General features: G+C 70.1%; 21 protein-coding genes and 1 pseudogene. 8 read left to right on the plus strand and 14 right to left on the minus strand.

All coding sequences use genetic code 11. The features are described from left to right. Positions 1 to 80: 80 nt before the first annotated feature. Positions 81 to 1643, plus strand: a complete 1563-nt coding sequence (locus ADK52_RS24695) for an ABC transporter substrate-binding protein (protein ID WP_053692031.1) — start codon at positions 81 to 83, stop codon at positions 1641 to 1643. Positions 1644 to 1662: 19 nt separating this feature from the next. On the opposite strand, the gene ADK52_RS24700 is transcribed toward ADK52_RS24695, so the two are convergent. The 4 genes from ADK52_RS24700 to ADK52_RS24715 form a co-directional block, all read right to left on the minus strand. After that, positions 1663 to 2442, minus strand: coding sequence for a TetR/AcrR family transcriptional regulator (locus tag ADK52_RS24700; protein ID WP_078988571.1), 780 nt, complete (start codon positions 2440 to 2442; stop codon positions 1663 to 1665). Between the two features lie 11 nt (positions 2443 to 2453). Continuing rightward, entirely contained in the window at positions 2454 to 2903 is a 450-nt protein-coding gene (locus ADK52_RS24705) for a thiol-disulfide oxidoreductase DCC family protein (RefSeq protein ID WP_053692032.1), read from the minus strand. A gap of 3 nt (positions 2904 to 2906) precedes the next feature. Further along, positions 2907 to 3311: a hypothetical protein gene (locus ADK52_RS24710; protein WP_030154882.1), complete on the minus strand. Its 405-nt coding sequence runs from the start codon at positions 3309 to 3311 to the stop codon at positions 2907 to 2909. 68 nt (positions 3312 to 3379) lie between these two features. Then, positions 3380 to 3796, minus strand: a complete 417-nt coding sequence (locus ADK52_RS24715) for a hypothetical protein (RefSeq protein WP_053692033.1) — start codon at positions 3794 to 3796, stop codon at positions 3380 to 3382. A gap of 94 nt (positions 3797 to 3890) precedes the next feature. On the opposite strand from ADK52_RS24715, the gene ADK52_RS43925 reads away from it, so the two are divergent. Then, positions 3891 to 4790, plus strand: a complete 900-nt coding sequence (locus ADK52_RS43925) for a helix-turn-helix domain-containing protein (RefSeq protein ID WP_267887288.1) — start codon at positions 3891 to 3893, stop codon at positions 4788 to 4790. Positions 4791 to 4833: 43 nt separating this feature from the next. Here ADK52_RS43925 and ADK52_RS44595 read toward each other — a convergent pair. Next, positions 4834 to 5049: pseudogene (locus ADK52_RS44595) on the minus strand (ribosomal protein L7/L12); the annotation flags it as partial. A gap of 72 nt (positions 5050 to 5121) precedes the next feature. Then, a protein-coding gene (locus ADK52_RS40465; protein WP_234344211.1) for an IS5 family transposase occupies positions 5122 to 5980 on the minus strand; the annotation gives its coding sequence in 2 pieces (ribosomal slippage) (positions 5122 to 5629 and positions 5628 to 5980; 861 coding nt in all). Positions 5981 to 6059: 79 nt separating this feature from the next. On the opposite strand from ADK52_RS40465, the gene ADK52_RS24730 reads away from it, so the two are divergent. Beyond that, positions 6060 to 6353 carry a DUF397 domain-containing protein gene (locus ADK52_RS24730; RefSeq protein ID WP_053692036.1) on the plus strand — a complete coding sequence of 98 codons (294 nt, stop codon included), beginning with the start codon at positions 6060 to 6062 and terminating at the stop codon, positions 6351 to 6353. A gap of 4 nt (positions 6354 to 6357) precedes the next feature. Here ADK52_RS24730 and ADK52_RS24735 read toward each other — a convergent pair whose 3' ends face one another. Then, complete coding sequence (locus tag ADK52_RS24735) at positions 6358 to 8358, minus strand: bifunctional metallophosphatase/5'-nucleotidase (RefSeq protein WP_053692037.1); 2001 nt, start codon at positions 8356 to 8358, stop codon at positions 6358 to 6360. A 244-nt stretch (positions 8359 to 8602) separates the two neighbouring features. On the opposite strand from ADK52_RS24735, the gene ADK52_RS24740 reads away from it, so the two are divergent. From ADK52_RS24740 to ADK52_RS24750, 3 genes are all read left to right on the plus strand, one after another. Next, entirely contained in the window at positions 8603 to 9214 is a 612-nt protein-coding gene (locus ADK52_RS24740) for a CAP domain-containing protein (protein ID WP_234344212.1), read from the plus strand. Between the two features lie 260 nt (positions 9215 to 9474). Further along, positions 9475 to 9807 carry a hypothetical protein gene (locus ADK52_RS24745; protein ID WP_053692038.1) on the plus strand — a complete coding sequence of 111 codons (333 nt, stop codon included), beginning with the start codon at positions 9475 to 9477 and terminating at the stop codon, positions 9805 to 9807. 1 nt (position 9808) lies between these two features. After that, positions 9809 to 12358, plus strand: coding sequence for a DUF4132 domain-containing protein (locus ADK52_RS24750; protein ID WP_053692039.1), 2550 nt, complete (start codon positions 9809 to 9811; stop codon positions 12356 to 12358). Here the strand turns inward: ADK52_RS24750 and ADK52_RS24755 are convergent. The 7 genes from ADK52_RS24755 to ADK52_RS24785 form a co-directional block, all read right to left on the minus strand. Further along, the gene (locus ADK52_RS24755; protein ID WP_053692040.1) at positions 12334 to 12897 is read right to left on the minus strand and encodes a hypothetical protein; all 564 of its coding nucleotides are present in this window, start codon (positions 12895 to 12897) and stop codon (positions 12334 to 12336) included. The genes ADK52_RS24750 and ADK52_RS24755 overlap by 25 nt on opposite strands. Before the next feature lie 56 nt (positions 12898 to 12953). Then, positions 12954 to 13559, minus strand: coding sequence for a Uma2 family endonuclease (locus ADK52_RS24760; RefSeq protein WP_053692041.1), 606 nt, complete (start codon positions 13557 to 13559; stop codon positions 12954 to 12956). A 204-nt stretch (positions 13560 to 13763) separates the two neighbouring features. Continuing rightward, the gene (locus ADK52_RS24765) at positions 13764 to 14522 is read right to left on the minus strand and encodes a succinate dehydrogenase iron-sulfur subunit (RefSeq protein WP_053692042.1); all 759 of its coding nucleotides are present in this window, start codon (positions 14520 to 14522) and stop codon (positions 13764 to 13766) included. Further along, a complete protein-coding gene (gene sdhA, locus ADK52_RS24770) occupies positions 14522 to 16276 on the minus strand; it encodes a succinate dehydrogenase flavoprotein subunit (RefSeq protein ID WP_030865239.1) in 1755 nt (584 codons plus the stop codon). The genes ADK52_RS24765 and sdhA overlap by 1 nt, the downstream gene beginning before the upstream one ends. A gap of 23 nt (positions 16277 to 16299) precedes the next feature. Further along, entirely contained in the window at positions 16300 to 16782 is a 483-nt protein-coding gene (locus ADK52_RS24775; protein ID WP_053692043.1) for a succinate dehydrogenase hydrophobic membrane anchor subunit, read from the minus strand. A 5-nt stretch (positions 16783 to 16787) separates the two neighbouring features. Next, on the minus strand, positions 16788 to 17168 hold the full coding sequence (sdhC, locus tag ADK52_RS24780) for a succinate dehydrogenase, cytochrome b556 subunit (protein WP_078988574.1): 381 nt from the start codon (positions 17166 to 17168) through the stop codon (positions 16788 to 16790). Between the two features lie 152 nt (positions 17169 to 17320). After that, positions 17321 to 17926 carry a 2-oxo-4-hydroxy-4-carboxy-5-ureidoimidazoline decarboxylase gene (locus ADK52_RS24785; protein ID WP_063783932.1) on the minus strand — a complete coding sequence of 202 codons (606 nt, stop codon included), beginning with the start codon at positions 17924 to 17926 and terminating at the stop codon, positions 17321 to 17323. A gap of 333 nt (positions 17927 to 18259) precedes the next feature. Here ADK52_RS24785 and ADK52_RS24790 point away from each other — a divergent pair, with 333 nt between their 5' ends. Both ADK52_RS24790 and ADK52_RS24795 read left to right on the plus strand, forming a co-directional pair. Next, entirely contained in the window at positions 18260 to 19003 is a 744-nt protein-coding gene (locus ADK52_RS24790) for an RNA polymerase sigma factor (RefSeq protein WP_053692045.1), read from the plus strand. Beyond that, the gene (locus ADK52_RS24795; protein WP_053692046.1) at positions 19003 to 20049 is read left to right on the plus strand and encodes a hypothetical protein; all 1047 of its coding nucleotides are present in this window, start codon (positions 19003 to 19005) and stop codon (positions 20047 to 20049) included. The genes ADK52_RS24790 and ADK52_RS24795 overlap by 1 nt, the downstream gene beginning before the upstream one ends. Positions 20050 to 20368 lie beyond the last annotated feature (319 nt).

Consider the following 20368-nt stretch of genomic DNA (forward strand, 5'->3'; position numbering starts at 1 on the left):
TGGGATGACCGTTAATCGGACATGGGGATCCGGTGGGCGAGTCAAACCATGGCATTTTCATGGGTGGGGTGGGGTCAAGGGTGAAGTCTGTCCGCTCGAAGGTCATCGCGGCGGGGCTGGTGATCGGCGTGGCCGGTGTCGGCGCCTGGCAGCTGCTTCCGGAGGAGGGCCGCGGCAGCGGGACCGCCCTGCGGGTCGGGACGAGCGACGTGGTCTCGTCCCTCGACCCCGCCGGGGCGTACGACGCCGGCTCCTGGGCCCTCTTCAGCAACGTCTACCAGTCGCTGCTGTCCATCAAGTCCGGCTCCGACACCCCCGTCCCGGACGCGGCCTCCGCCTGCAAGTTCACCGGCGCGCAGCTCACCACGTACCAGTGCGAGCTCCGCCCCGACCTGAAGTTCGCCGGCGGGCGCTCCGTCACCGCCGAGGACGTCAAGCACTCCTTCGACCGGATCAAGGCGATCAACTCCGACCAGGGTCCGGCGCCGCTGTTCAACACGCTGCAGTCGGTCAAGGCCGAGGGCCTCACCGTCACCTTCACGCTCTCCACGCCGGACGCCACCTTCCCCTTCAAGATCGCGACGGGCGCCGCCTCGATCGTCGACAAGGAGAAGTACCCGGCGAAGAGCCTCCGCGAGGACGGCAAGGTCGACGGCTCCGGCCCGTTCACCCTGGGCGCGTACGAGGCCGGCACCAGCGCCGAGCTCAAGCCGAACCCGGCCTACCGCGGCCAGTCCAAGCAGCCCGCCAAGACGGCCGTCACCGTCCGGTACTACAAGGACTCCGCCCAGCTGAACCAGGCCTGGACCGGCCACCAGGTCGAGGTCGCCCACCGCGACATGCCGCCGGAGGTGCTCGCCGGGCTCAACCCGGGGCTGAAGGACACCAAGTACCAGGCCTCGGGCGGTTCCGAGACCCGCAGCCTGGTCTTCAACGTCCGCCCCGGCTCCACGGCCGCCCCGCTCGCCGTACGCCAGGCGATCGCCGCCGTCATCGACCGCTCCAAGGTGGCCGCCGAGATCCACCGCGGCACGGTGACCCCGCTCTACTCCCTCGTCCCGGCCGGCATCTCCTCGCACAGCACCCCGTTCTTCGACACGTACCCGGCGCCCAACGGCGCCACCGCGAAGAAGCTGCTCAAGGACGCCGGGATCACCGCCCCGGTCTCCCTCACCCTCGGCGTGAACACGCGCGGTCCGAACGTCGCGGAGGCCGACGAGATCGCGAAGCAGCTCACGGCCACCGGGCTCTTCCAGATCAAGATCAAGGCCGTCGAGCAGTGGGCCGACTTCCAGAAGGCCTACGCGGCCGGTGAGTTCGACGCGTACACCATCGGCTGGATCGCCGACTTCCCGGACGCGGACAACTTCCTCGCCCCGCTCGTCGGCGCCGACTCCAGCATGAACAACGGCTTCTCCGACAAGGCCGTCGACGGCCTCATCGCCCGGACCCAGTCCTTCTCGGACCGCGGCCAGGCCGCCGCCGACTTCCGCGAGCTCCAGAAGCTGGTCTCCCAGCAGGTCCCGATGCTGCCCATCTGGCAGAAGAAGGACTACGTGATGTCCCGCGACTCCGTCTCCGGCGCCCAGTACCTCTCCGACGGCACCGGGGTCTGGCGCCTGTGGGAGCTCAACTGGCTGTAGCCGCTGCGCCCGCCGGCCGCTACCCGCGGCCGGCGTCGGAGCCGGTGTCGGAGCCGGTGCCGGCCTCGGGGTCGAAGTCGGCGTCCGGGTCGGAGGCCCGCTTCTTCTTCGACACCACCGTCTGCGCCATCCCCGGCAGGAAGTCCGCGAACAGCTCGTGGACCTCGCGCACCAGCGGCCGCAGCACCCGGAACCGGGCCAGGACGATGCCCCGCGTCGTCAGCTGGGCGCCGCGCTCCGCGAGCCGCCGCGTCTTCTCGCTGTTCGGGGACCGGTCGAAGACCCAGTACAGGACGAGCCCCATCTGCGAGAGCCACATCAGCTCCGGCAGTACGTCGGCCAGTTCGGCCGGGACCTTCGTCTTCGCGCCGCCCAGCACCTCGCGGTGCATGTCGATCGCCGCCTTGCGGGCGGGTTCCGATTCGGGGGAGAAGGGGCTGAGCGGGCTCTCGGGGTCCGCCGCGTTCTTGAAGAACTGTGAGGCGAACTCGTGGTACGGCGCCGCGATGTCGAGCCAGCTCGTCAGCACACCCGCGAGCCGCTTCTGCAGATCGGTCTCGCTGTCGAGGATGGGCCGGACCGCGGCCTGGTGCGCGGCGCCGATCCGGTCGTAGAACCCCTGGACCAGGTGTTCCTTCGACTCGAAGTAGTAGTAGGCGTTGCCGACCGAGACCCCTGCCTCCTTGGCGATGGCCCGCATGGTCGTCTTGTCGAAGCCGCGCTCCTGGAAGAGACGGAGCGCGGTTTCGAGGATGAGCGTGCGGGTCTGCTCGCTCTTGGGAGCCTTCTGATCAGTCACGGTGTACGAGCCTATCCGGGTACGGAGCAGTGGTCGCCACAGGCCGGGGCCTCCGGCTCCACTTCTCCCTCTGCCCCGGGCTCGGTCCGTACGGCTTGGCGCCATGCGGAGGCCGTGTACATGGCGGCCCGGGCGAAGGGCCGGCCCGCCGGGGTGGCGAGCCAGTTCGCCTTCGGCCGGTGCTCCGCCAGCGCCCACAGGCACACGATGAAGGCATCGGTCCCGGTCCACACCTGCCCCCCGTCCCCGATGACGGTGATCTCGCGGAGCGTCGACGCGTGGTCGAGCTGCGGGAACTTCCCCTGCGCCGCGAAGGACCCGGCCGGGATCAGCCGCAGCGGCACCAGCCAGCGCTGCCCGAGCAGCCAGTGACGGATGTGCACGCAGAGGGGGCAGTTGGCGTCGTACAGCACGGTCAGGTACCGGGTCGCCTGCGCCGCCGTTGCCGTTGCCGTGGTCATCGCTCAGGCCCCGGCCGGAGCGGTCCACCCCTGCGGGGCGACCGGCGGGGTCTGCTGGCGCTCCATGATCCCGCGGCGGCGCATCTTGTTCAGCACCCACACGTTGCCGAGGTGCATGACGCCGAGGACGAGGAGGACGACGCCGATCTTGACCGACAGGGCCTCGAAGAGCTCGCGGGCCGTTTCGATGCCGACGTCCGAGCGCAGGTAGAGCGTCACGAAGCCGATGTTGACGAGGTAGAACCCCACCACCAGGAGGTGGTTCACGGCGTCCGCGAGCTTCTCGTTCCCGTGCAGGACGTCGGCGATGAAGATGCGGCCGTTTCGGCTGAGCGTACGGGCGACCCAGACGGTCAGCCCGATGCTGATGAGCAGGTAGATGACGTATGCGACGACGGTGAGGTCCATGCCTCAGCCCCCCTTGAACGTGTTCAACTCGTTGGCAGGACTGACTGTAGACCTCTTTTTGAACAGGTTCAAGCGTTCTCGGTGCCGGTGACTTTCTCCAGCAGGTCCGGGTCCACGTACGGCGCCCCGCGCGTCGGCACCGACCGCCAGGCGAGGGGCCAGGTGGTCCCGGAGAGGGCGGGTACGCCGACGTACGCGGAGGCGTTCCGGGTGCGGGAGGTGTAGCGCTGCGTGTACGTCGGCCAGGTCCGGACGCGGGCGGTGTGGGGCGGGAGCAGGAAGTACATCCACCGGTACCCGGTGAGCTCGTAGACGATCGGCCCGGGGGCGTGGTCGGTGAGCCGGCAGAGGCTCTTGGCGACCTCTTCGCCGAGCTGCCCCTGGATCCGGACGGCATCGAAGTGCACGCCGGCGAGCCGCAGCTGGAATCCGGAGTCGGGCACCCAGTCGGGGGCCCAGGGGGGTGGCGGGATTTCCTCGTTCATGCCGCAAGGCTGATGGCTCAGCCGTAGCGTTGAACAGTAGTTGAGTCGTCACGGACGGCGATGCGAGAAGGGCTGTGAACCAGTGGCCGATCCTGTGAACCCGAGTGAACCCCTGCCTTCTGCGCTGCGACGCGGCTTGGGAGCTCAGATCCGCACCCTGCGCGAGAAGAGCGGAGTGTCCCGAACCGAGCTGGGAGGCCGGACCAACTTCTCGGGCTCGGCGATCGGAGCGTTCGAGCGCGGTGACCGGACCATCGATCCGGTGGTCCTGGAAAAGCTTGACGAGCTGCTCACCGCCAACGGCGTACTGAAAGCGGTCGTCCCGTACCTGGAGGAGGAGCGGCACTCGCCGCAGTACAGCAACTTCACGTCCATCGAGGCCAAAGCGGTGAGCCTGTGGGTGTACTCCACGCACATGCTGCACGGGCTCCTACAGACGGAGGCCTATGCGCGCAGGCTGTTCGAGGCGTATCGGCCGACGGTGCCCGCCGAGGAGATCGAAAAGCGGTTAGTCGACCGAGTGGGCAGGCAAAAGCTCCTCTACCGGGATCCGGCACCCGAACTGTGCTTCGTGATCGAACAGTCAGTGCTCCTCCGCAAGACAGGCGGCGAATCCGTATGGCGGGACCAGATCCGCCACCTGCTGGAGGTTGGTCGGCTCCCGCACGTCTGCATCCAGGTGGTGCCCCTGGACTGCGAAGAGCCGGTTGGTTCGGATGGCTCGATGACCCTCGTGGAAGTGCCTCAGTACCGAATGGTTGGCTATGTTGAGGTGCAGGAGCACAGCTGGTTGATCCAGAAGCCCGAGGAGGTCAGCGGGATGGTTCAACGCCATGCGAGCATCCGAGGGTTGGCCCTCACGCCACGGGAGTCGACACACCTAGGGCTTGTCTCTCAGACCAAACTGGGCCGATTTCAGATCGCAGTGGGCAGGCCCCTTGCCCAGCAGATCTCCAGGGCCCGCGGGTCCGTGCACTGCAGGCTCCCCGTCTAATGGGGCGGCCGCAGCAATCGCAGAGCAGCCTGGTGCGGGCGCCTGCGTCCTCAAGGGTCCGAGCCGCCTCGACAGCGGCTTCGAACCAGCCGGCTGCCTCGATCTCTACGGGTGCGTCGGCAAGCAGAAGCTTGCTGTTCCAAAGGCTGAGGCCGGTGACCGTCCGTATCGCACGGACTGCCTCCATTTTCCGGTCTCCTGCTTCTGTCAGCAGCACCCGGAATCCTGGCTCTTCCACACACCCTCCCCGGCCGTCCACGAGCTGTCCGGCAAGTGAACCATCACGGCAACTGCTGAGTGCCGTGGGCGGGTGGACGGTAGGCCCAGCAGGCTATCGCCGGACCCAGATCAGGATGGCGGCGAGGTGGAGGGCGGCTTGGTAAGCCATGGCGAGCTTGTCTGTTCGCATGGCCAGACCTCGCCACTGCTTGAGCCGGTTGATGCATCGTTCAACGGCGTTCCGCTGCTTGTAGGTCTCACCGTCGAAACCCGGTGGCCTGCCTCCGGCACGGCCCCGCTTCAGGCGGTGACCGACCTGGTCAGCGGGCTGGGGAATGACCGCCTTGATGCCGCGTCGACGCAGATGTCCGCGAATGGCGCGGGACGAGTAGGCGCGATCTGCAAGAACAGCGACCGGTCGGGTTCTGGGTCTCCCGATGCCGCTCCGCGGGACCCGGATCCTTGCCATGATGACCTCGAAGGCTGGCGCATCACCGGCCTGACCTGCGGTGACGTGGAAGCCCAGTGGCCGGGCACGGCTGTCGCTGGCCAGATGAACTTTCGTACTCAGGCCGCCGCGGGAGCGTCCGAGTGCATGATGGTCGGGTTCCGACCGGCCGGGCGCCCCCTTTCCTGGCCCCGGCGGCATGCTGGTGGGCCCGGCAGACGGTGGAGTCCACCGACACGGTCCAGCCGATGTCGTCGCCAGCGTCGGCCGCCGTCAGAACGGCGGTGAAGATCCGTTCCCAGGTGCCGTCGACGGCCCACCTGATCAGCCGCTTGTGAGCTGTCTGGAACGATCCCAGTTCGTCCGGCAGGTCTCGCCAAGGCGAGCAGGTGCGGTACTTCCACGCGATGGCCTCAAGAGTGCGGCGGTGGTCAGCCCACCGCCGCCCCCGGACCGGATCGGCCGGCATCAACGGCTCGATCCGAGCCCACATCGCATCAGTAATCACTAATCGGACAGACATGTCCGATCAACTGACCAACCCACCCAAGAGACACGCCCTACAAGAGACACGCCCTAATCGAGCAGCTATTGGGGGAGCGATGAGCACCGAACTGGCGTGGTTCAAGAGCAGCTACAGCGGCGGCTCCGGCGGCGAGTGCGTGGAGGTCGCCCTCGCCTGGGGCAAGAGCAGCTACAGCGGCGGCTCCGGCGGTGATTGCGTCGAGGTGGCGCTGCCCTGGGGCAAGAGCAGCCACAGCGGCGGGGATGGCGGCCAGTGCGTCGAAGTCGCTGGCTGCGCCTCCGCCGTCCACGTCCGCGACTCCAAGGACGTCACCCGCCCCGCCTTCACCGTCGCCACAGCCGCCTGGGCAGCCTTCACGTCCTCCCTGTAGCCGTTCAGCACGGCGGGACCGGCTCGTCCCTCCTCATGTGGGGGCGGTCGGCCGAGAGGATCGCGGACTCGGGGCGGGGCAGCGGGGTGCCGTCGGGGTAGAGGAGGGGGCCTCGGTCCAGGACGAGGCCCGTGTCGGCCCCGCGGCGGGTGGTGTTGGCGGCGGTGACGCGGTTCAGCGGGGCCGGGGTGAGGGTCTGGGTCTCGCGGATGTACGCGACGAAGCTCTCGAAGTCGCGTTGGTGGCGGTACGGGGCCTCGAAGCCGGTCAGCGCCCCGTAGCCGTCGTTCGCCAGGAAGGTGTACGAGGGGGCCGCGAGGCGGTAGGTGCCCGTGAGGCTGAGCGGGGCGCCGTCGATGAATACCTCGGCAGGGTTCACGCGGTCGCCGATCTTCCCCAGGGTGTTGAAGGTGTAGCGGACGTTCTTGGAGACGGCCAGCGGCGCGAAGAGCAGTTCACCACTGGCCGCCGTCGTCCACTGCTGCTCCAGCGCGTCGTGGATCTGCTGCCCGGTCACCGTCGCGCTGACGATCGGGTCCCCGAAGCCGACGGCCCTCCAGGCGCGGCCGAAGGTCACGGCGCCGCCCGAGGCGGCGTCCCGTACGAGATCGCCCGCGATCACGGCCTGGCCGACCCGCGGAGCCGCCGCGACCAGGGCGAGCTGGGCGGGGACGTTGGGGTGGACGTTGGCGTCGTTCTCGGCGTCGGTCGGGCGGCGGCCCGCCCACAGGGCCCAGTCGGCGACGAGGTCGCCCATCGTGCTCTCGCCGGCGGTGTTGCGCGTACGGACGAACGATCCGGTCTGCTTGCCGATCTCGGAGGCGTCACGGGCGGCGGCCTGGCCGGCCCAGTAGTCGACGACCTCCTTGAGGGCGGGGTCGGGGGTGACGTCCCTGGTATTGGGGTGGTTCGTCGACACCGTCAGCTCGCGGACCACCTTCCCGGTCGCGGGGTCGAGGCGGAGGTTGATCTCGTTGATGAGCTGGCCGTAACAGCCCGCCTCGACGAAGGGGCGGGGGACGCCGTTCGGGTCCGGGAGCATCATGTTGAACCGGGTGTGCCAGTGGCCGGTGACGATGGCGTCGATGTCGGGGGAGACGCGCAGCGCCAGGTCGAGGGCGGGACCGGAGGGGTCGGTGCCGCTGTTGAAGTCGGCGCCCGCGACGGCCCCGTCGTGCATGCTCAGGACGATCGCGTTGACCCCCTGGGCCTTGAGCCGGGCCGCGTACCGGTCGGCGGTGGCGACCTCGTCGAGGGTGGCCAGGCCGGGCTGGTAGGAGCCGGGGAAGAGCTCGGCGCCGAGGGCGGTGAGGTGGATGAACCCGATCCGCAACTCCTGCCCCGCGGCCGTCCGTACCGTCTCGATGTTGTACGGGGGCAGGACGGTGCCGGACTGGTCCGCGGAGCGGACGACGTTGGCGCTGTGGAAGCGGAAGCCGGCGCCGTGGAAGCGGACGCCGGAGGAGTCGGTGAAGGTGGCGTCGCGGCCCTCGACGGGGAAGGGGACGCCCTGCTCCATGTGCCGTTGGAGGAAGGCCGGGGACTTGTCGAACTCGTGGTTCCCGGCGGTCGCGAAGTCGAGGCCCATGCGGTTCAGGGCCTCGATGGTGGGCTCGTCGGCGAAGGCGGAGGCGTCGAACTCCCAGCCGGAGAAGGAGTCTCCGGGGGTGAAGAAGAACGAGTTGGCGCGGTCGGCGCGCAGCCGGGCGAGGTGGGCGCCCATGTGGGCGACGCCGCCGACGGTGTACGTACGTCCCCCGTTTCCGGTGATGGTGGCGTTGGCGCCGGGGGCGGCCTGGAGGTATCCGTGCAGGTCGGTGATGTTGAGGAGCTGGACGTCGACGTACTCGGCGGCGGAGGCGGCGTCGCGCGCGTGCTCGGTGGCGTGGGCGGGGACCCCGGTGGCGAAGGTGGCTGCGGCGGTCCCCAGGGCGGTGAGGAAACCCCGCCGCCCGAGGTGGTGTGAACTCCGGTCCGGATGAGCGGTCTTGGCGAGCCTCGTCACGGGGGCATGGTCCCGCGGGACCGGTCCGGTGTCGACGCGCCGTGCCGGGCGCCGGCACCCGGGCCCGCGTCCGGATGGCGGGCCGGCGGGCCGGGTGGCAGCCTGGAGGAGAAGCCGTGGCGCGCCGGGGCCGGGCCACGTGGCGAAACGTACGGCTGCCGCCCGGCCCCGCCGCCACCGGAACCCCCTGAAACCACTGGAACCCCTGGAAAGCACTGTCCGTGTTCGCGGGAGGTGGATCTCCTTGAGCAGGCACGCTTCGCTCACCCGAACCGCTCTGGGCCTCGCCCTGGCCGGCGCCCTGTCGACCGCGCTCGTACCGGTGGCCGCGGCGCCTGCGGCGGCCGTCACCTGCGACGCCGCGGCCAGTACCCGGGCCCCGAGCAGCAGCAACGACACCGCCGTGCGCAACGCGCTGATCTGCCTCATCAACGCCCAGCGCACCCAGCGGGGCCTGCCCGCCCTCACCGTGAACCAGGCCCTGACGACGGCGGCGCAGCAGCATTCGGCCGCCGCCGTGCAGCTGAAGTGGTGGGGTCCGGGCAAGGACTCGCACACCAACCCGCAGACCGGCTCCACACCGCAGAGCCGTATCAAGGCCGCGGGCTACTGCCCGAACCCCAGGTCGTGGGCCGTCGCCGAGATCACGTACACGGGCTGGGGCGGCTCGGGGACCCCGATGGCCGCGGTCAACTGGTGGGTGAACGTCAGCACGTACGGCCACCGCCAGATCGTCCTGGACCCCTCGCTGCGGGAGATCGGAGCCTGGGCCCAGCCGGGCGCGGCGGACCGCGCGGGAGCCGGAGCGAGCCAGGCCGGAACGTACGTCGTGACGTTCGGCCGCTGCCAGCAGTGACCCGCTGCTCCGGCGCGGGCTTGCTGGACGTCACTTCGAGGACGACATCTCGGGCCTCCCGTGGGCTGGGTCGAGAGCTTCATCGGAGGGCGGCGTGACCGTCTCAGGGGCTGTCCGGACGGTTCACCGGATCGGGTGCGGCGGGGGCGACGAAGATCTCGGTCGCCACTTGCGGCCCCCCATGTGGCGGTCGCCGACCGAGGGGTGGAGCAAGGCCGGGGCCGGGGGCGTTGTCAGCGGCGGGTCCTAGGCTTCTGGGCATGGGAATGGTGACGTTCGTCGACGAGACGACCTCCGACGGCCGGGCCGACGGCTGGGAGTTCGAGGTGGCCGAGGAGCGGCTCGCGCTGCGCGAGTTGATCCGGCGCAGGGTCTTCCGGGAAGTGGCCGAGCGGCGCGCCGCCGGTCTGGTGAAACTGCCCGAACAGGCGGATGCCGAGCAGCAGGCCGAGATCGCGCTCACCGCCTTCCGGCGCAACGGGTTCCTCGTGCTCGTCGGGGACCGTCAGGTCACCGATCTCGACGAGGTTCTCGACCTGCCGCTCGGCACCGAGGTCACCTTCCTGAAGCTCGTCGCCCTGGTGGGTGGCTGACATGGCCAACCGGACCTACTCCGACGCCGCGTACCGGGCCCTGGAGGACGAGAACGCCTCGGAGCTCGCCACCGCGCTGCTGAAGGCGGCCATCCACTACAGCGGCCACTGGCGGACCAACAAGGACGCGGCGGCACTCCTGACCGCCGTGAACGCCCGGCCCGCCGAGTTCCGGCAGCGGCTCGTGGACGCGCTCGCCGACGCCCTCGCCCCGCTCGCGGACGACTCCCCGGCCCCGGCGAACGCGCTGGGCATCACCGCCGCCGTGGGGCGGGGCCTGACCTGGGGCGAACCGCTCGACGCCGTGCGCCGCGAGAAGCTCGACGAGATCGGCCGCAAGGGCGCGGTCCACTACTGCGGATGGGTGCCGGAGCTGGTCCTCGCCGAGCTCGACGCGGGCCGTACGGTCCCGCCGGCCGTCGTCGCCACCCTGCGCCGCAGCGCCCTCGTCGCCTACGGCTACCAGCCGGTCGTCGCGCTCGCCCCCCGCCTGACGGAGCCCGTCCTCAACGTCGGCGAGGCCTGGGCGGACCGGGCGATGGCGGACGGCGAGCGCTGGCACGCCCTCCTCGCGCACGCGGCGACGGCGACGGCCGCCAAGCCCACCGGCAAGTGGGAGAAGACCGGGCGGGCCCTGATCGAGGAGGCCGCGGTGGGATCCGCGGCGGGATCCGCGGCGGGATCCGGCGAGGGAGCCGGGGAAGACGCCGTACGCGAGCGGCTGCTCGGCTGGTTCCGGCTCGTCGGCGCGCCCCGCACCCTCGCCCTGCAGGGGGAGCAGTACGGGCCGAACCCGAACGACGAGTTCGACGCGTACAACGCCAACGCCCTGCGCGGCCTGGCCTGGCTGCTGTCCTTCCTGCCCCCGCACCCGGACACCGCGCGGACGCTCGGCGCGCTCGCCGAGACCTCGCTGCGCAACGTCGCGGGACTCGGCCCGCGGTGCCCCAAGGTGGCCAACGCCGCCGTCACCGCCCTCTCCCGCATCGACGGCGAAGCCTCCCTGGCCGAACTGGCCCGGCTGGCCACCCGCGTGACCTTCAAAGGCACCCTCAAGATGCTGGACTCGGCCCTGGAAGCGCGGGCCGTCGCGCTCGGGCTGAGCCGGGAGGAGATCGAGGAGCTCGCGGTGCCCGCGTACGGACTCACCTCCGTCGGCCGGGCCGCGTACGAGCTGGGCGGGACCACCGCCCTCGTGGAGGTCCGCGGGGCCAAGGCGGTGCTGTCCTGGCGCAGCTCAGCCGGCAAGGCGGTCAAGAGCGTGCCGGCCGCCGTGCGCCGCGACCACGCCGAGGAGCTCAAGGAGCTCAAGGCCGCCGTCAAGGACATCGACAAGATGCTCGGGGCACAGGCCGAGCGGCTGGACCGGCAGTTCCTCGCCCGGCGCACCTGGTCGTACGGGAAGTGGCGCGAGCGGTACGTCGACCACCCCCTGGTCGGGACGCTGGCCCGCCGCCTGCTGTGGGTGGTGGACGGCACCCCGGTCGGCTTCGCCGACGGCGAGCTGCGCACCCTCGCCGACACCCCGGTCGCCGAGGCCACCGAGGTCACCGAGGGCGCCGAGGTGACCCTCTGGCACCCCATCGACCGCGAGCCGGCCGAGGCCGCCGCCTGGCGGGACTGGCTCGAACGGCACGGCATCACCCAGCCGTTCAAGCAGGCCCACCGCGAGGTGTACCCGCTGACGGACGCCGAGCTCCGCACCGGCACGTACTCGAACCGCTTCGCCGCGCACTACCTGCGCCAGCACCAGTTCCACTCGCTGGCCGCCCTCCGGGGCTGGCGCAACAAGCTGCGTCTCGCCGTGGACGACAGCGCGCCGCCCGCCGTCCGTGAACTGCCGCAGTGGGGGCTGCGCGCCGAGTACTGGATCGAGGGCGACGGCGGGGACCACGACGACCTCGACATCACCGACTCGGGCAGCTTCCTGCGACTGCGCACGGACCAGGTGCGCTTCTACCCGATCGGCGCCCCGGAGAACCTGGCGCACGCCTGCGGCGGCGAGTACACGATGTGGCTCCGGGACGGCGAGGCCCCTGTCGATCCGGTGCCGCTGGCCGAGGTCCCCGCGCTCGTGCTCAGCGAAGTCCTGCGCGACGTCGACCTGTTCGTCGGAGTGGCCAGCGTCGGCAACGACCCGACGTGGCAGGACGGCGGCCCCGGGGGCCGCTTCCACGACTACTGGACCTCGTACGGCTTCGGCGAGCTCAGCCAGAGCGCCGAGACCCGCCGGCTCCTGCTGGAGCGGCTGGTCCCGAGGCTCGCCATCGCCGACCGGTGCCGGATCGAGGGCCGGTTCCTGCACGTACGGGGCGAGCTGCGCGGGTACCGGATCCACCTCGGGTCGGGGAACATCCTCATGGACCCGGGCGACCAGTACCTGTGCATCGTCCCGGCGGGGCGCACGGCCTCCGGGCCGGAGACCGGGTACCTGCCCTTCGAGGGGGACCGGACGCTCGCGCTGATCCTCAGCAAGGCGATGATGCTGGCGGACGACACCGGCATCACCGATCCGTCGATCACCCGTCAGATACTGAGCGAGCGGGCGTAGTTGATCTGCTGCATCACCCACGGGTAGGTGCTCGCGTCGACCGCCGGGATCATCGTGGAGTGGTGGCGGCCGCCGCTGGTGACGGTGACCTGGATGTAGCCGGTGGTGGTCTTCTCCTTCATGAGGAGGAAGAGCAGGCCGAGCAGGCAGAACAGGAAGAAGATGACCGCGAGCACGATGGCGTGCGCCGGGATCTTCGTCTCGGTGCGGGAGAGGTCCGAGGCGTTCCACATGGCGCCCTTGAGCGGCATCGGGCCCGAGGGGGTCATGATCTGGTCCCCGGCGATGGTGATGTCGCCGAGCGCCAGCCCGGAGCCGCCGTAGCCCGCGGGCTGCCCGGGCGGCATCATCGGGGGCTGTCCGGGGGCGGGAACGCCGGCGCCGCCGACGGTCGGCTGGTAACCGGGCGCGGGCGGTGTGGCCGGGTACCCGTACCCGGGAGTCCCCGGAGTCGCCGGATATCCCTGCGGATATCCATAACCCGGGCCGCCTGGGGCCCCGTTGTCACCTGAGTACGGATTCGGCTGCTGCTCGCTCATGCGCTCGATCTTTCCACAGTCACAGCCACTGCCGCTCCCGTACCCCGATGCCCCAGTCAGGCCCGGGTCAGCTCTTCGCCGATCGTGAGGCCCTTGGCGGGCCCGTCGGGGATGACGACGGAAGTGCCGTAGCCGACGCTGGTCTTGGTGGCGTAGGTGCCCTTTTCGGGATCCGGGGCGCTGAACACGGTCACCGTGCCCTCGTCGTCGAAGTCGTCGATGACGACGTAGACGGGGATGCCTGCTTGGGCGTACCACCGCTGCTTGCGGATTCGGTCCCGCCGGTGGGCGTCCTTGCCGGGTGAGACGATCTCGGCGACCAGGGGGACGCGGGTGGCGTCCACACCGAGCCCTTCCTCGTCGGGGATCTCGTCCAGGTCCTCGGGTCCCACGAAGAGGTCGGGGATGCAGACCTTCCGGCCCCGGATGACGTTGATGTCCTGGAAGACCTTGAGCCCGCTGCCGGCGAGGTGCGATTCCAAGATCCAGCGCAGGCGGTTGGTGAGTACGCCGTGGCGGCGCCGGCCGGTGGGAGACACCTCGATGGACCCTTCGATGATCTCGGCCCGGTAGCCCTCCGGAAGGTCCATCGCCTTCCAGGCCTGCCAGAGGACCTCATCGAGTCCCGGGTCGCACGGGGTCTCATGAGCGAGAGCGGGCATGGAAAGCACCTCCTTCTCTCAGTGTGGGTGCGGACAACGCTCGGGTACAAGCGACGCTGGTGACCGTACTGCTTTCAGAGCAGTCGGCCTGCCCGATGAAAGGTTCATCCGGACGATCTCCACTCCTGGGAGTGAACGCCGCGAGGGCCCCGCCCCCGGTGTGAAACCGGGGGCGGGGCCCTCGTACAGGCGACCGCGAAGCGGTCAGAAGCGGCGCGTGATCAGCGCGCGCTTGACTTCCTGGATCGCCTTCGTGACCTCGATGCCGCGGGGGCACGCGTCGGTGCAGTTGAAGGTCGTGCGGCAGCGCCACACGCCGTCCTTGTCGTTCAGGATCTCCAGCCGCTGCTCGCCGGCCTCGTCACGCGAGTCGAAGATGAAGCGGTGGGCGTTGACGATCGCCGCCGGGCCGAAGTACTGCCCGTCGTTCCAGAACACCGGGCACGACGAGGTGCACGCCGCGCACAGGATGCACTTGGTGGTGTCGTCGAACCGCTCGCGGTCCTCCGCCGACTGCAGACGCTCGCGCGTCGGCTCGTTCCCGTTGGTGACGAGGAACGGCATGACGTCGCGGTACGCCTGGAAGAAGGGCTCCATGTCGACGACAAGGTCCTTCATCACCGTGAGGCCCTTGATGGCCTCGACGGTGATCGGCTTCTCCGGGTTGATGTCCTTGATCAGCGTCTTGCAGGCGAGCCTGTTCTTGCCGTTGATCCGCATCGCGTCGGAACCGCAGATGCCGTGCGCGCACGACCGGCGGAACGTCAGCGTGCCGTCGAGCTCCCACTTGATCTTGTGGAGACCGTCGAGCACGCGCTCCTTCGGGTCGATCTCGATCTGGAAGTCCTGCCACTGGGCCTCGTCCGAGATCTCGGGGTTGTAGCGGCGGATCCGGAAGGTGACCGTGATGTACGGGGAGGCCGCGGCCGCCTCTTCCATCTTTTCCAGGGTGGGGGTAGCCATCAGTACTTACGCTCCATCGGCTGGTAGCGGGTCGTCACGACCGGCTTGTAGTCGAGCCGGACCGAGTCCGAGCCGTCGGCTCCGACCTCGCGGTACGCCATGGTGTGGCGCATGAAGTTGACGTCGTCGCGGTTCGGGTAGTCCTCGCGGTAGTGACCGCCGCGGGACTCCTTGCGCGCGAGCGCGGACACGGCCATGACCTCGGCCAGGTCGAGCAGGTTGCCCAGCTCGATGGCCTCCAGCAGGTCCGTGTTGAAGCGCTTGCCCTTGTCCTGGACGGACACGTTCTTGTAGCGCTCGCGCAGTTCCGCGATCTTCTCGACCGCGGTCTTGATGGTCTGCTCCGTACGGAACACCATCACGCAGGCGTCCATCGTCTCCTGGAGCTCCAGGCGCAGGTCGGCGACCCGCTCCTTGCCCGTGGAGTTGCGCAGGTGCTCGACCAGGTCGACGACCTGCTGCGCCGGGTTCTCGGGGAGCTCGACGTAGTCGTTCTCCTGCGAGTACTTCGCCGCGGCGATGCCGGAACGCTTGCCGAACACGTTGATGTCCAGCAGCGAGTTGGTGCCGAGGCGGTTGGCGCCGTGCACGGAGACGCAGGCGACCTCGCCGGCCGCGTACAGGCCCGGGACGACGGTGGTGTTGTCGCTGAGGACCTCACCCTCGACGTTCGTCGGGATGCCGCCCATGGCGTAGTGCGCGGTGGGCTGGATCGGGATCGGGTCCGTGTACGGCTCGATGCCCAGGTACGTACGCGCGAACTCGGTGATGTCCGGGAGCTTCGCGTCGAGCTGCTCCGGCGGCAGGTGCGTCAGGTCCAGGTACACGTGGTCACCGGCCGGACCGCAGCCGCGGCCCTCGCGGATCTCGGTGTAGATGGAGCGCGAGACGACGTCACGGGACGCGAGGTCCTTCATGACCGGCGCGTACTTCTCCATGAAGCGCTCGCCGTCCTTGTTGCGGAGGATGCCGCCCTCACCGCGGGCGCCCTCCGTCAGCAGGATGCCCATGCGCCAGATGCCCGTCGGGTGGAACTGGAAGAACTCCATGTCCTCCAGCGGCAGGCCGCGGCGGTAGCAGGCCGCCTGGCCGTCACCCGTGAGGGTGTGCGCGTTCGAGGTCACCTTGAAGAACTTGCCGGTGCCGCCGGAGGCGTAGATGACGGCCTTGGCCTGGAACACGTGGATCTCGCCGGTGGCGAGCTCGTACGCGACCACACCGGCCGACTTCTTGACGCCGTCCTCCTCGACGAGGAGCTGGTCCAGGACGTAGAACTCGTTGAAGAACTCCACGCCCTCCTTGACGCAGTTCTGGTACAGCGTCTGGAGGATCATGTGGCCGGTGCGGTCCGCGGCGTAGCAGGACCGGCGGACCGGGGCCTCGCCGTGGTTGCGCGAGTGGCCGCCGAAGCGGCGCTGGTCGATGGTGCCGTCCGGCGTGCGGTTGAACGGCAGGCCCATCTTCTCCAGGTCGAGGACGGCGTCGATGGCCTCCTTCGCCAGGATCTCGGCGGCGTCCTGGTCGACCAGGTAGTCACCGCCCTTGACCGTGTCGAAGGTGTGCCACTCCCAGTTGTCCTCCTCCACGTTCGCCAGCGCGGCGGCCATGCCGCCCTGCGCGGCGCCCGTGTGGGAGCGGGTGGGGTAGAGCTTCGTCAGCACGGCGGTGCGGCTGCGCTTCGTCGACTCGATGGCGGCACGCATGCCCGCGCCACCTGCGCCGACGATGACGGTGTCGTACTTGTGGATCTTCATCTTTTTCGCCTCAGCCCCGTTGCCTAGCGGATGTTCGGGTCGAAGGTGAAGATCACCAGCGTGCCCAGAAGAATGGTGAACACCGTGGCGGTGTAGAGCAGGCCCTTCAGCCACAGCCGCGTGTTGGCGCGCTCCGCGTAGTCGTTGATGACGGTACGCAGACCGTTGGCGCCGTGCAGCATGGCGAGCCACAGCATCAGCAGGTCCCAGACCTGCCAGAACGGGGACGCCCAGCGGCCGGCCACGAAGGCGAAGCCGATCTTGGAGACGCCGCCGTCCAGCACCAGCTGGATCAGCAGGTGGCCGAGCACGAGCACGACGAGGACGATGCCCGAGAGGCGCATGAACAGCCACGCGGCCATCTCGAAGTTGCCGCGGGTCGAGCGCGGAGTCTTGCCCGTGCGCTTGCGCGGGGCCTCGATGTACGGCGCCGGGTTGTCGACGTCGTAGAGGCTTACGCCCTCCACGTCGCCGATGGCCTTGGCGGAAGAAGTGTCAGAAGACATGAGTGTCACTTCCCGAACAGTTCGGCAGCTGCGTGGCCCAGGACGGGGTACAGGGCCCCGATCATCAGGATGATCCAGACGATCATGACGCCCCAGAGCATCTGCTTCTGGAGACGGGGGCCCTTGGACCAGAAGTCCACGGCGATCACACGGAGACCGTTGAGCGCGTGGAAGAGGATGGCGGCCACGAGGCCGTACTCCAGCAGCGCGACGATCGGAGTCTTGTAGGTAGCCACGACATCGTCGTACGCCTCGGGGGAGACGCGGACGAGAGCGGTGTCGAGGACGTGTACGAACAGGAAGAAGAAGATGAGGACGCCGGTGACTCGATGAGCCACCCAGGACCACATTCCTTCCCGGCCGCGGTACAACGTTCCAGCCGGCACGGAAAACCCTCCGGAAGCGGGGCGGGGGCCAGCCGGCTTCTTTGTCGGTCGGGCCCGGCCGGGTACGGTCCTCCGGCCCCGGACATCGTAGCGACGCTTTGTCGGTTCCCTCGCGCCGGGTCCATCGGTGTGATCAAACAGGCACGGACGGGCTATCCCACAGGGGCGAATAGCCCGGAATTCGCAGCGGATACACCGTCTGGGGAGGTCAGCCAGTGTGTCAGGTCGGCGAGCCGCACCTGGGCGAGGCGGCGCAGCTCGTCCGCCGAGATCGACCGCTCCTCGTCCGCCTCCAGCTCCATGCGGCGCCGGATCGCGGCCAGCAGCTGGTCCGCCTGCTCCTCCGGCGGGTGCCCGTCCAGACAGATCACGAAGGCGTGGCCGAACTTGCGCTCGTACTCCGCGTGCGCGGCGTCGAGCGCCAGGAGCGCGGCGTACGAGGCCCCGTGGTCCAGCTCCACCGGGAACTCCGAGGCCAGCGCCTCGCTCAGGTCCGCCTGGGAGAGGTCGTACGAGGCCTCGTCGGCGGCGGCGAGTAGCGCGCCCGGATCCGGGTACGGGCGGTGCACGGCCACCCGCTGCGCCCAGCGCCGGCTCCCGCAGCAGTGCAGCAGCACGGCCTCGGCGGCTTCGCGGGAGAGGGCGTTGAACCGCGCCAGTCCGGAGCCGGGGGAGGGATCGGAGCTGCCGCGGGCCTGTGCCGGAAGGTGGCTGGACAGCGGGGGGCTCCTCGGGGCGTGGCGCGGGTGTACCGCCACGCTAGCGACGCGGGGCCGGGTGTGTCGTACCGATCCGAGGTTTTCACCCGGAAGTGAGCCGAAAGGATGACGGGCGTGGCGGGGAAGCAGCCTGGTGGGGGAGTGAGGAAGACGACCGAGGCCGCCACCCCCCACAGGAGAGGCCCCGGTCGCCGTCCGTACGGGCTCGTGCGACAAGCCCGTACCCCTGTCAGCGCCGCGAGTGCGTTTTGTGTCACACCCCGCTTCGCGCACGATTGGTTGCTCCCCGTACAACTCGTGGACGAAGGTACTTGAAAGCCGTAACGTGCTGATTTGCGCCACAGGTACAGGACAGTGAAACGGTTGGGGACTTTGCTGGGGGACGACGCGGAGCTGACCGCCGCGGTGCTCGCGGCACAGGGCGGCGACGAGAGCGCTTTCCGTACTGTGTACCGCGCCGTGCACCCGCGCCTGCTCGGTTACGTACGCACGCTCGTCGGTGACGGCGACGCGGAGGACGTGACCTCGGAGGCCTGGCTGCAGATCGCCCGCGACCTCGACTCCTTCACCGGCGACGCCGACCGCTTCCGCGGCTGGGCCGCCCGCATCGGCCGCAACCGGGCCCTCGACCACATCCGCATGCGCGGACGCCGTCCCGCCATCGGCGGCGACGAGACCGAGCTGACGGGCCGGGCCGCCGACAGCGACACCGCCGGCGAGGCGATGGAGGCCCTGTCGACCGGCCGGACCATGGCGCTGATCGCCCAGCTTCCGCAGGACCAGGCCGAGGCCGTGGTGCTCCGGGTCGTCGTCGGCCTCGACGCGAAGAGCGCGGCCGAGACCCTGGGCAAGCGGCCCGGAGCCGTACGCACGGCGGCCCATCGGGGCCTGAAGAAACTGGCCGAGCTGCTCGGTGCGGACGGCGGCTTCGCGCCGGAGCCGGAGCCTGGCTCGGACCCGGCGGGACCGGTCGGCCATAATGCCGGTGGCCAGGCGCGGGACGGCGGGGGCGGGAGGGATCTCGACGCCGTACCCGCTCAGCGCGGCCGGGGTGGTGGTCTCGTACAGCAAACCGGTGTGACGCATTCACGTTGGCGGACGCAGAAGGACATGTGATGGCCGACGAGCGCAACAGGTGGCTGGACCGGGCCGCGGCGGAACGAGTGCTGCGCGGCGCCCCGGCCGTACCTGGCGGCGACCGGAGCGCCCGCGAAGCGGAGGCCCGGCTCAGAGCCGCCCTCGACATGCTGACCGGGCCGCAGCCGTGCGCCGGGGCGGAACTGCCCGGCGAGGCCGCCGCGGTGGCCGCCTTCCGCGCGGCGCGCGCCGGGGCCGAGGCTCCGGCGCCGTCCGGGACTTCGGTGCTGTCCGCGGTGCCGGCGGTGCCCGGGACGTCCGCGGAGGCCGACGGCGACACCTCCCCCCTCGTGGAAATCGGCAGGATCCTCCCGCTCGCCGCCCCCGCTTCCACGGCCCGGCGCAGCCGCCCGGTGCGGTTCGGGCTCGTCGCCGCGCTGGCGGGCGTCGCCGTCGGAAGCCTGGCGGTCGCCGCGGGGGCCGGCCTGCTGGACCGGAGCACGCACGACTCGGCGGGTCCCGTACCGGCGGTGTCCCTCAGCGCCGACGAGAACCCGACGCCGCCAGGCGACACCGGGGGCCCGACCCCCGGCCCGCAGCTGCGGCCCACCCCGTTCCGGGGCGCCGACGGAGTGCAGCCCACCCCGGGCGGCGGGGCGACGCCCGGCGGCCTGGACTCGGGCGCGCTGGAGGGATTCGGAACGGGAACCGGCCCGGCGTCCGGCGGCGGCACCGACCGGGACGGCGGGGACGGCAAGGTCACGAAGGACGACAAGGAGACGCTCGCGGGCGGGACCACCTCGCTGAAGGACGCGGACAAGCAGACCCGCCTCAAGGCGGTGGACCTGTGCGAGGCCTACCGGTCGGGGCAGATGACCTCGGACCGCCGCGACAAGCTCTCGAAGCTGGCGAAGGGGCTGACCCGCATCCCGCGCTTCTGCGAGGAGCTGCTCGACGGGCCGGCCAGGAGCACCACCCCGATCGTTCCGCGCGGTTCGGAGATCGGGGGCGACGTGCTCAAGGCGCCGACGCCCACCCCGGTCAACCCGGGCGCGTCCTCGCCCGCCCGCCTGCCGTCGCGCTGAAAGCGGCTGTTTCCGGCCATCCTTCGGGTGGTCTTCGGGCGGTCCGTACGGGCTCACCGTGCAGGTTCACACCGGCGGCATGAACGGGCTGTAACACTTTTCGAACCTGCGGCGCAGTACATATCGAGCCGACTGGTCATCGGCCGCGCATGAGCCGGGGTTCCCCCCGTACCCCTGGGCTCTGCGCACCTGGCGCGGGCGGGGTTCGTTCCCCCGGCCCTGCCCGCGCCCTCTACTTCACCGACCGGATCACCGGAGTCACGGGATCGCCGGAGCACCGGGATCGCCGGAGTCACTCACCGGGATCGCCGGCACCGCC

The organism is Streptomyces sp. WM6372 (assembly GCF_001279655.1).
Lineage (GTDB): Bacteria > Actinomycetota > Actinomycetes > Streptomycetales > Streptomycetaceae > Streptomyces.

Bases quoted from the DNA above. Each gene is read 5' to 3' on its own strand.
- ADK52_RS24710 (WP_030154882.1), bottom strand. From the start codon at position 3,311: ATGGACCTCACCGTCGTCGCATACGTCATCTACCTGCTCATCAGCATC.
- ADK52_RS24795 (WP_053692046.1), top strand. From the start codon at position 19,003: ATGGCCGACGAGCGCAACAGGTGGCTGGACCGGGCCGCGGCGGAACGA.
- ADK52_RS24765 (WP_053692042.1), bottom strand. From the start codon at position 14,522: ATGGCTACCCCCACCCTGGAAAAGATGGAAGAGGCGGCCGCGGCCTCC.
- ADK52_RS24730 (WP_053692036.1), top strand. From the start codon at position 6,060: ATGAGCACCGAACTGGCGTGGTTCAAGAGCAGCTACAGCGGCGGCTCC.
- ADK52_RS24715 (WP_053692033.1), bottom strand. From the start codon at position 3,796: ATGAACGAGGAAATCCCGCCACCCCCCTGGGCCCCCGACTGGGTGCCC.
- ADK52_RS24745 (WP_053692038.1), top strand. From the start codon at position 9,475: ATGGGAATGGTGACGTTCGTCGACGAGACGACCTCCGACGGCCGGGCC.
- sdhA (WP_030865239.1), bottom strand. From the start codon at position 16,276: ATGAAGATCCACAAGTACGACACCGTCATCGTCGGCGCAGGTGGCGCG.
- ADK52_RS24750 (WP_053692039.1), top strand. From the start codon at position 9,809: ATGGCCAACCGGACCTACTCCGACGCCGCGTACCGGGCCCTGGAGGAC.
- ADK52_RS24705 (WP_053692032.1), bottom strand. From the start codon at position 2,903: ATGACCACGGCAACGGCAACGGCGGCGCAGGCGACCCGGTACCTGACC.
- ADK52_RS24775 (WP_053692043.1), bottom strand. From the start codon at position 16,782: ATGTCTTCTGACACTTCTTCCGCCAAGGCCATCGGCGACGTGGAGGGC.
- ADK52_RS24760 (WP_053692041.1), bottom strand. From the start codon at position 13,559: ATGCCCGCTCTCGCTCATGAGACCCCGTGCGACCCGGGACTCGATGAG.
- ADK52_RS24755 (WP_053692040.1), bottom strand. From the start codon at position 12,897: ATGAGCGAGCAGCAGCCGAATCCGTACTCAGGTGACAACGGGGCCCCA.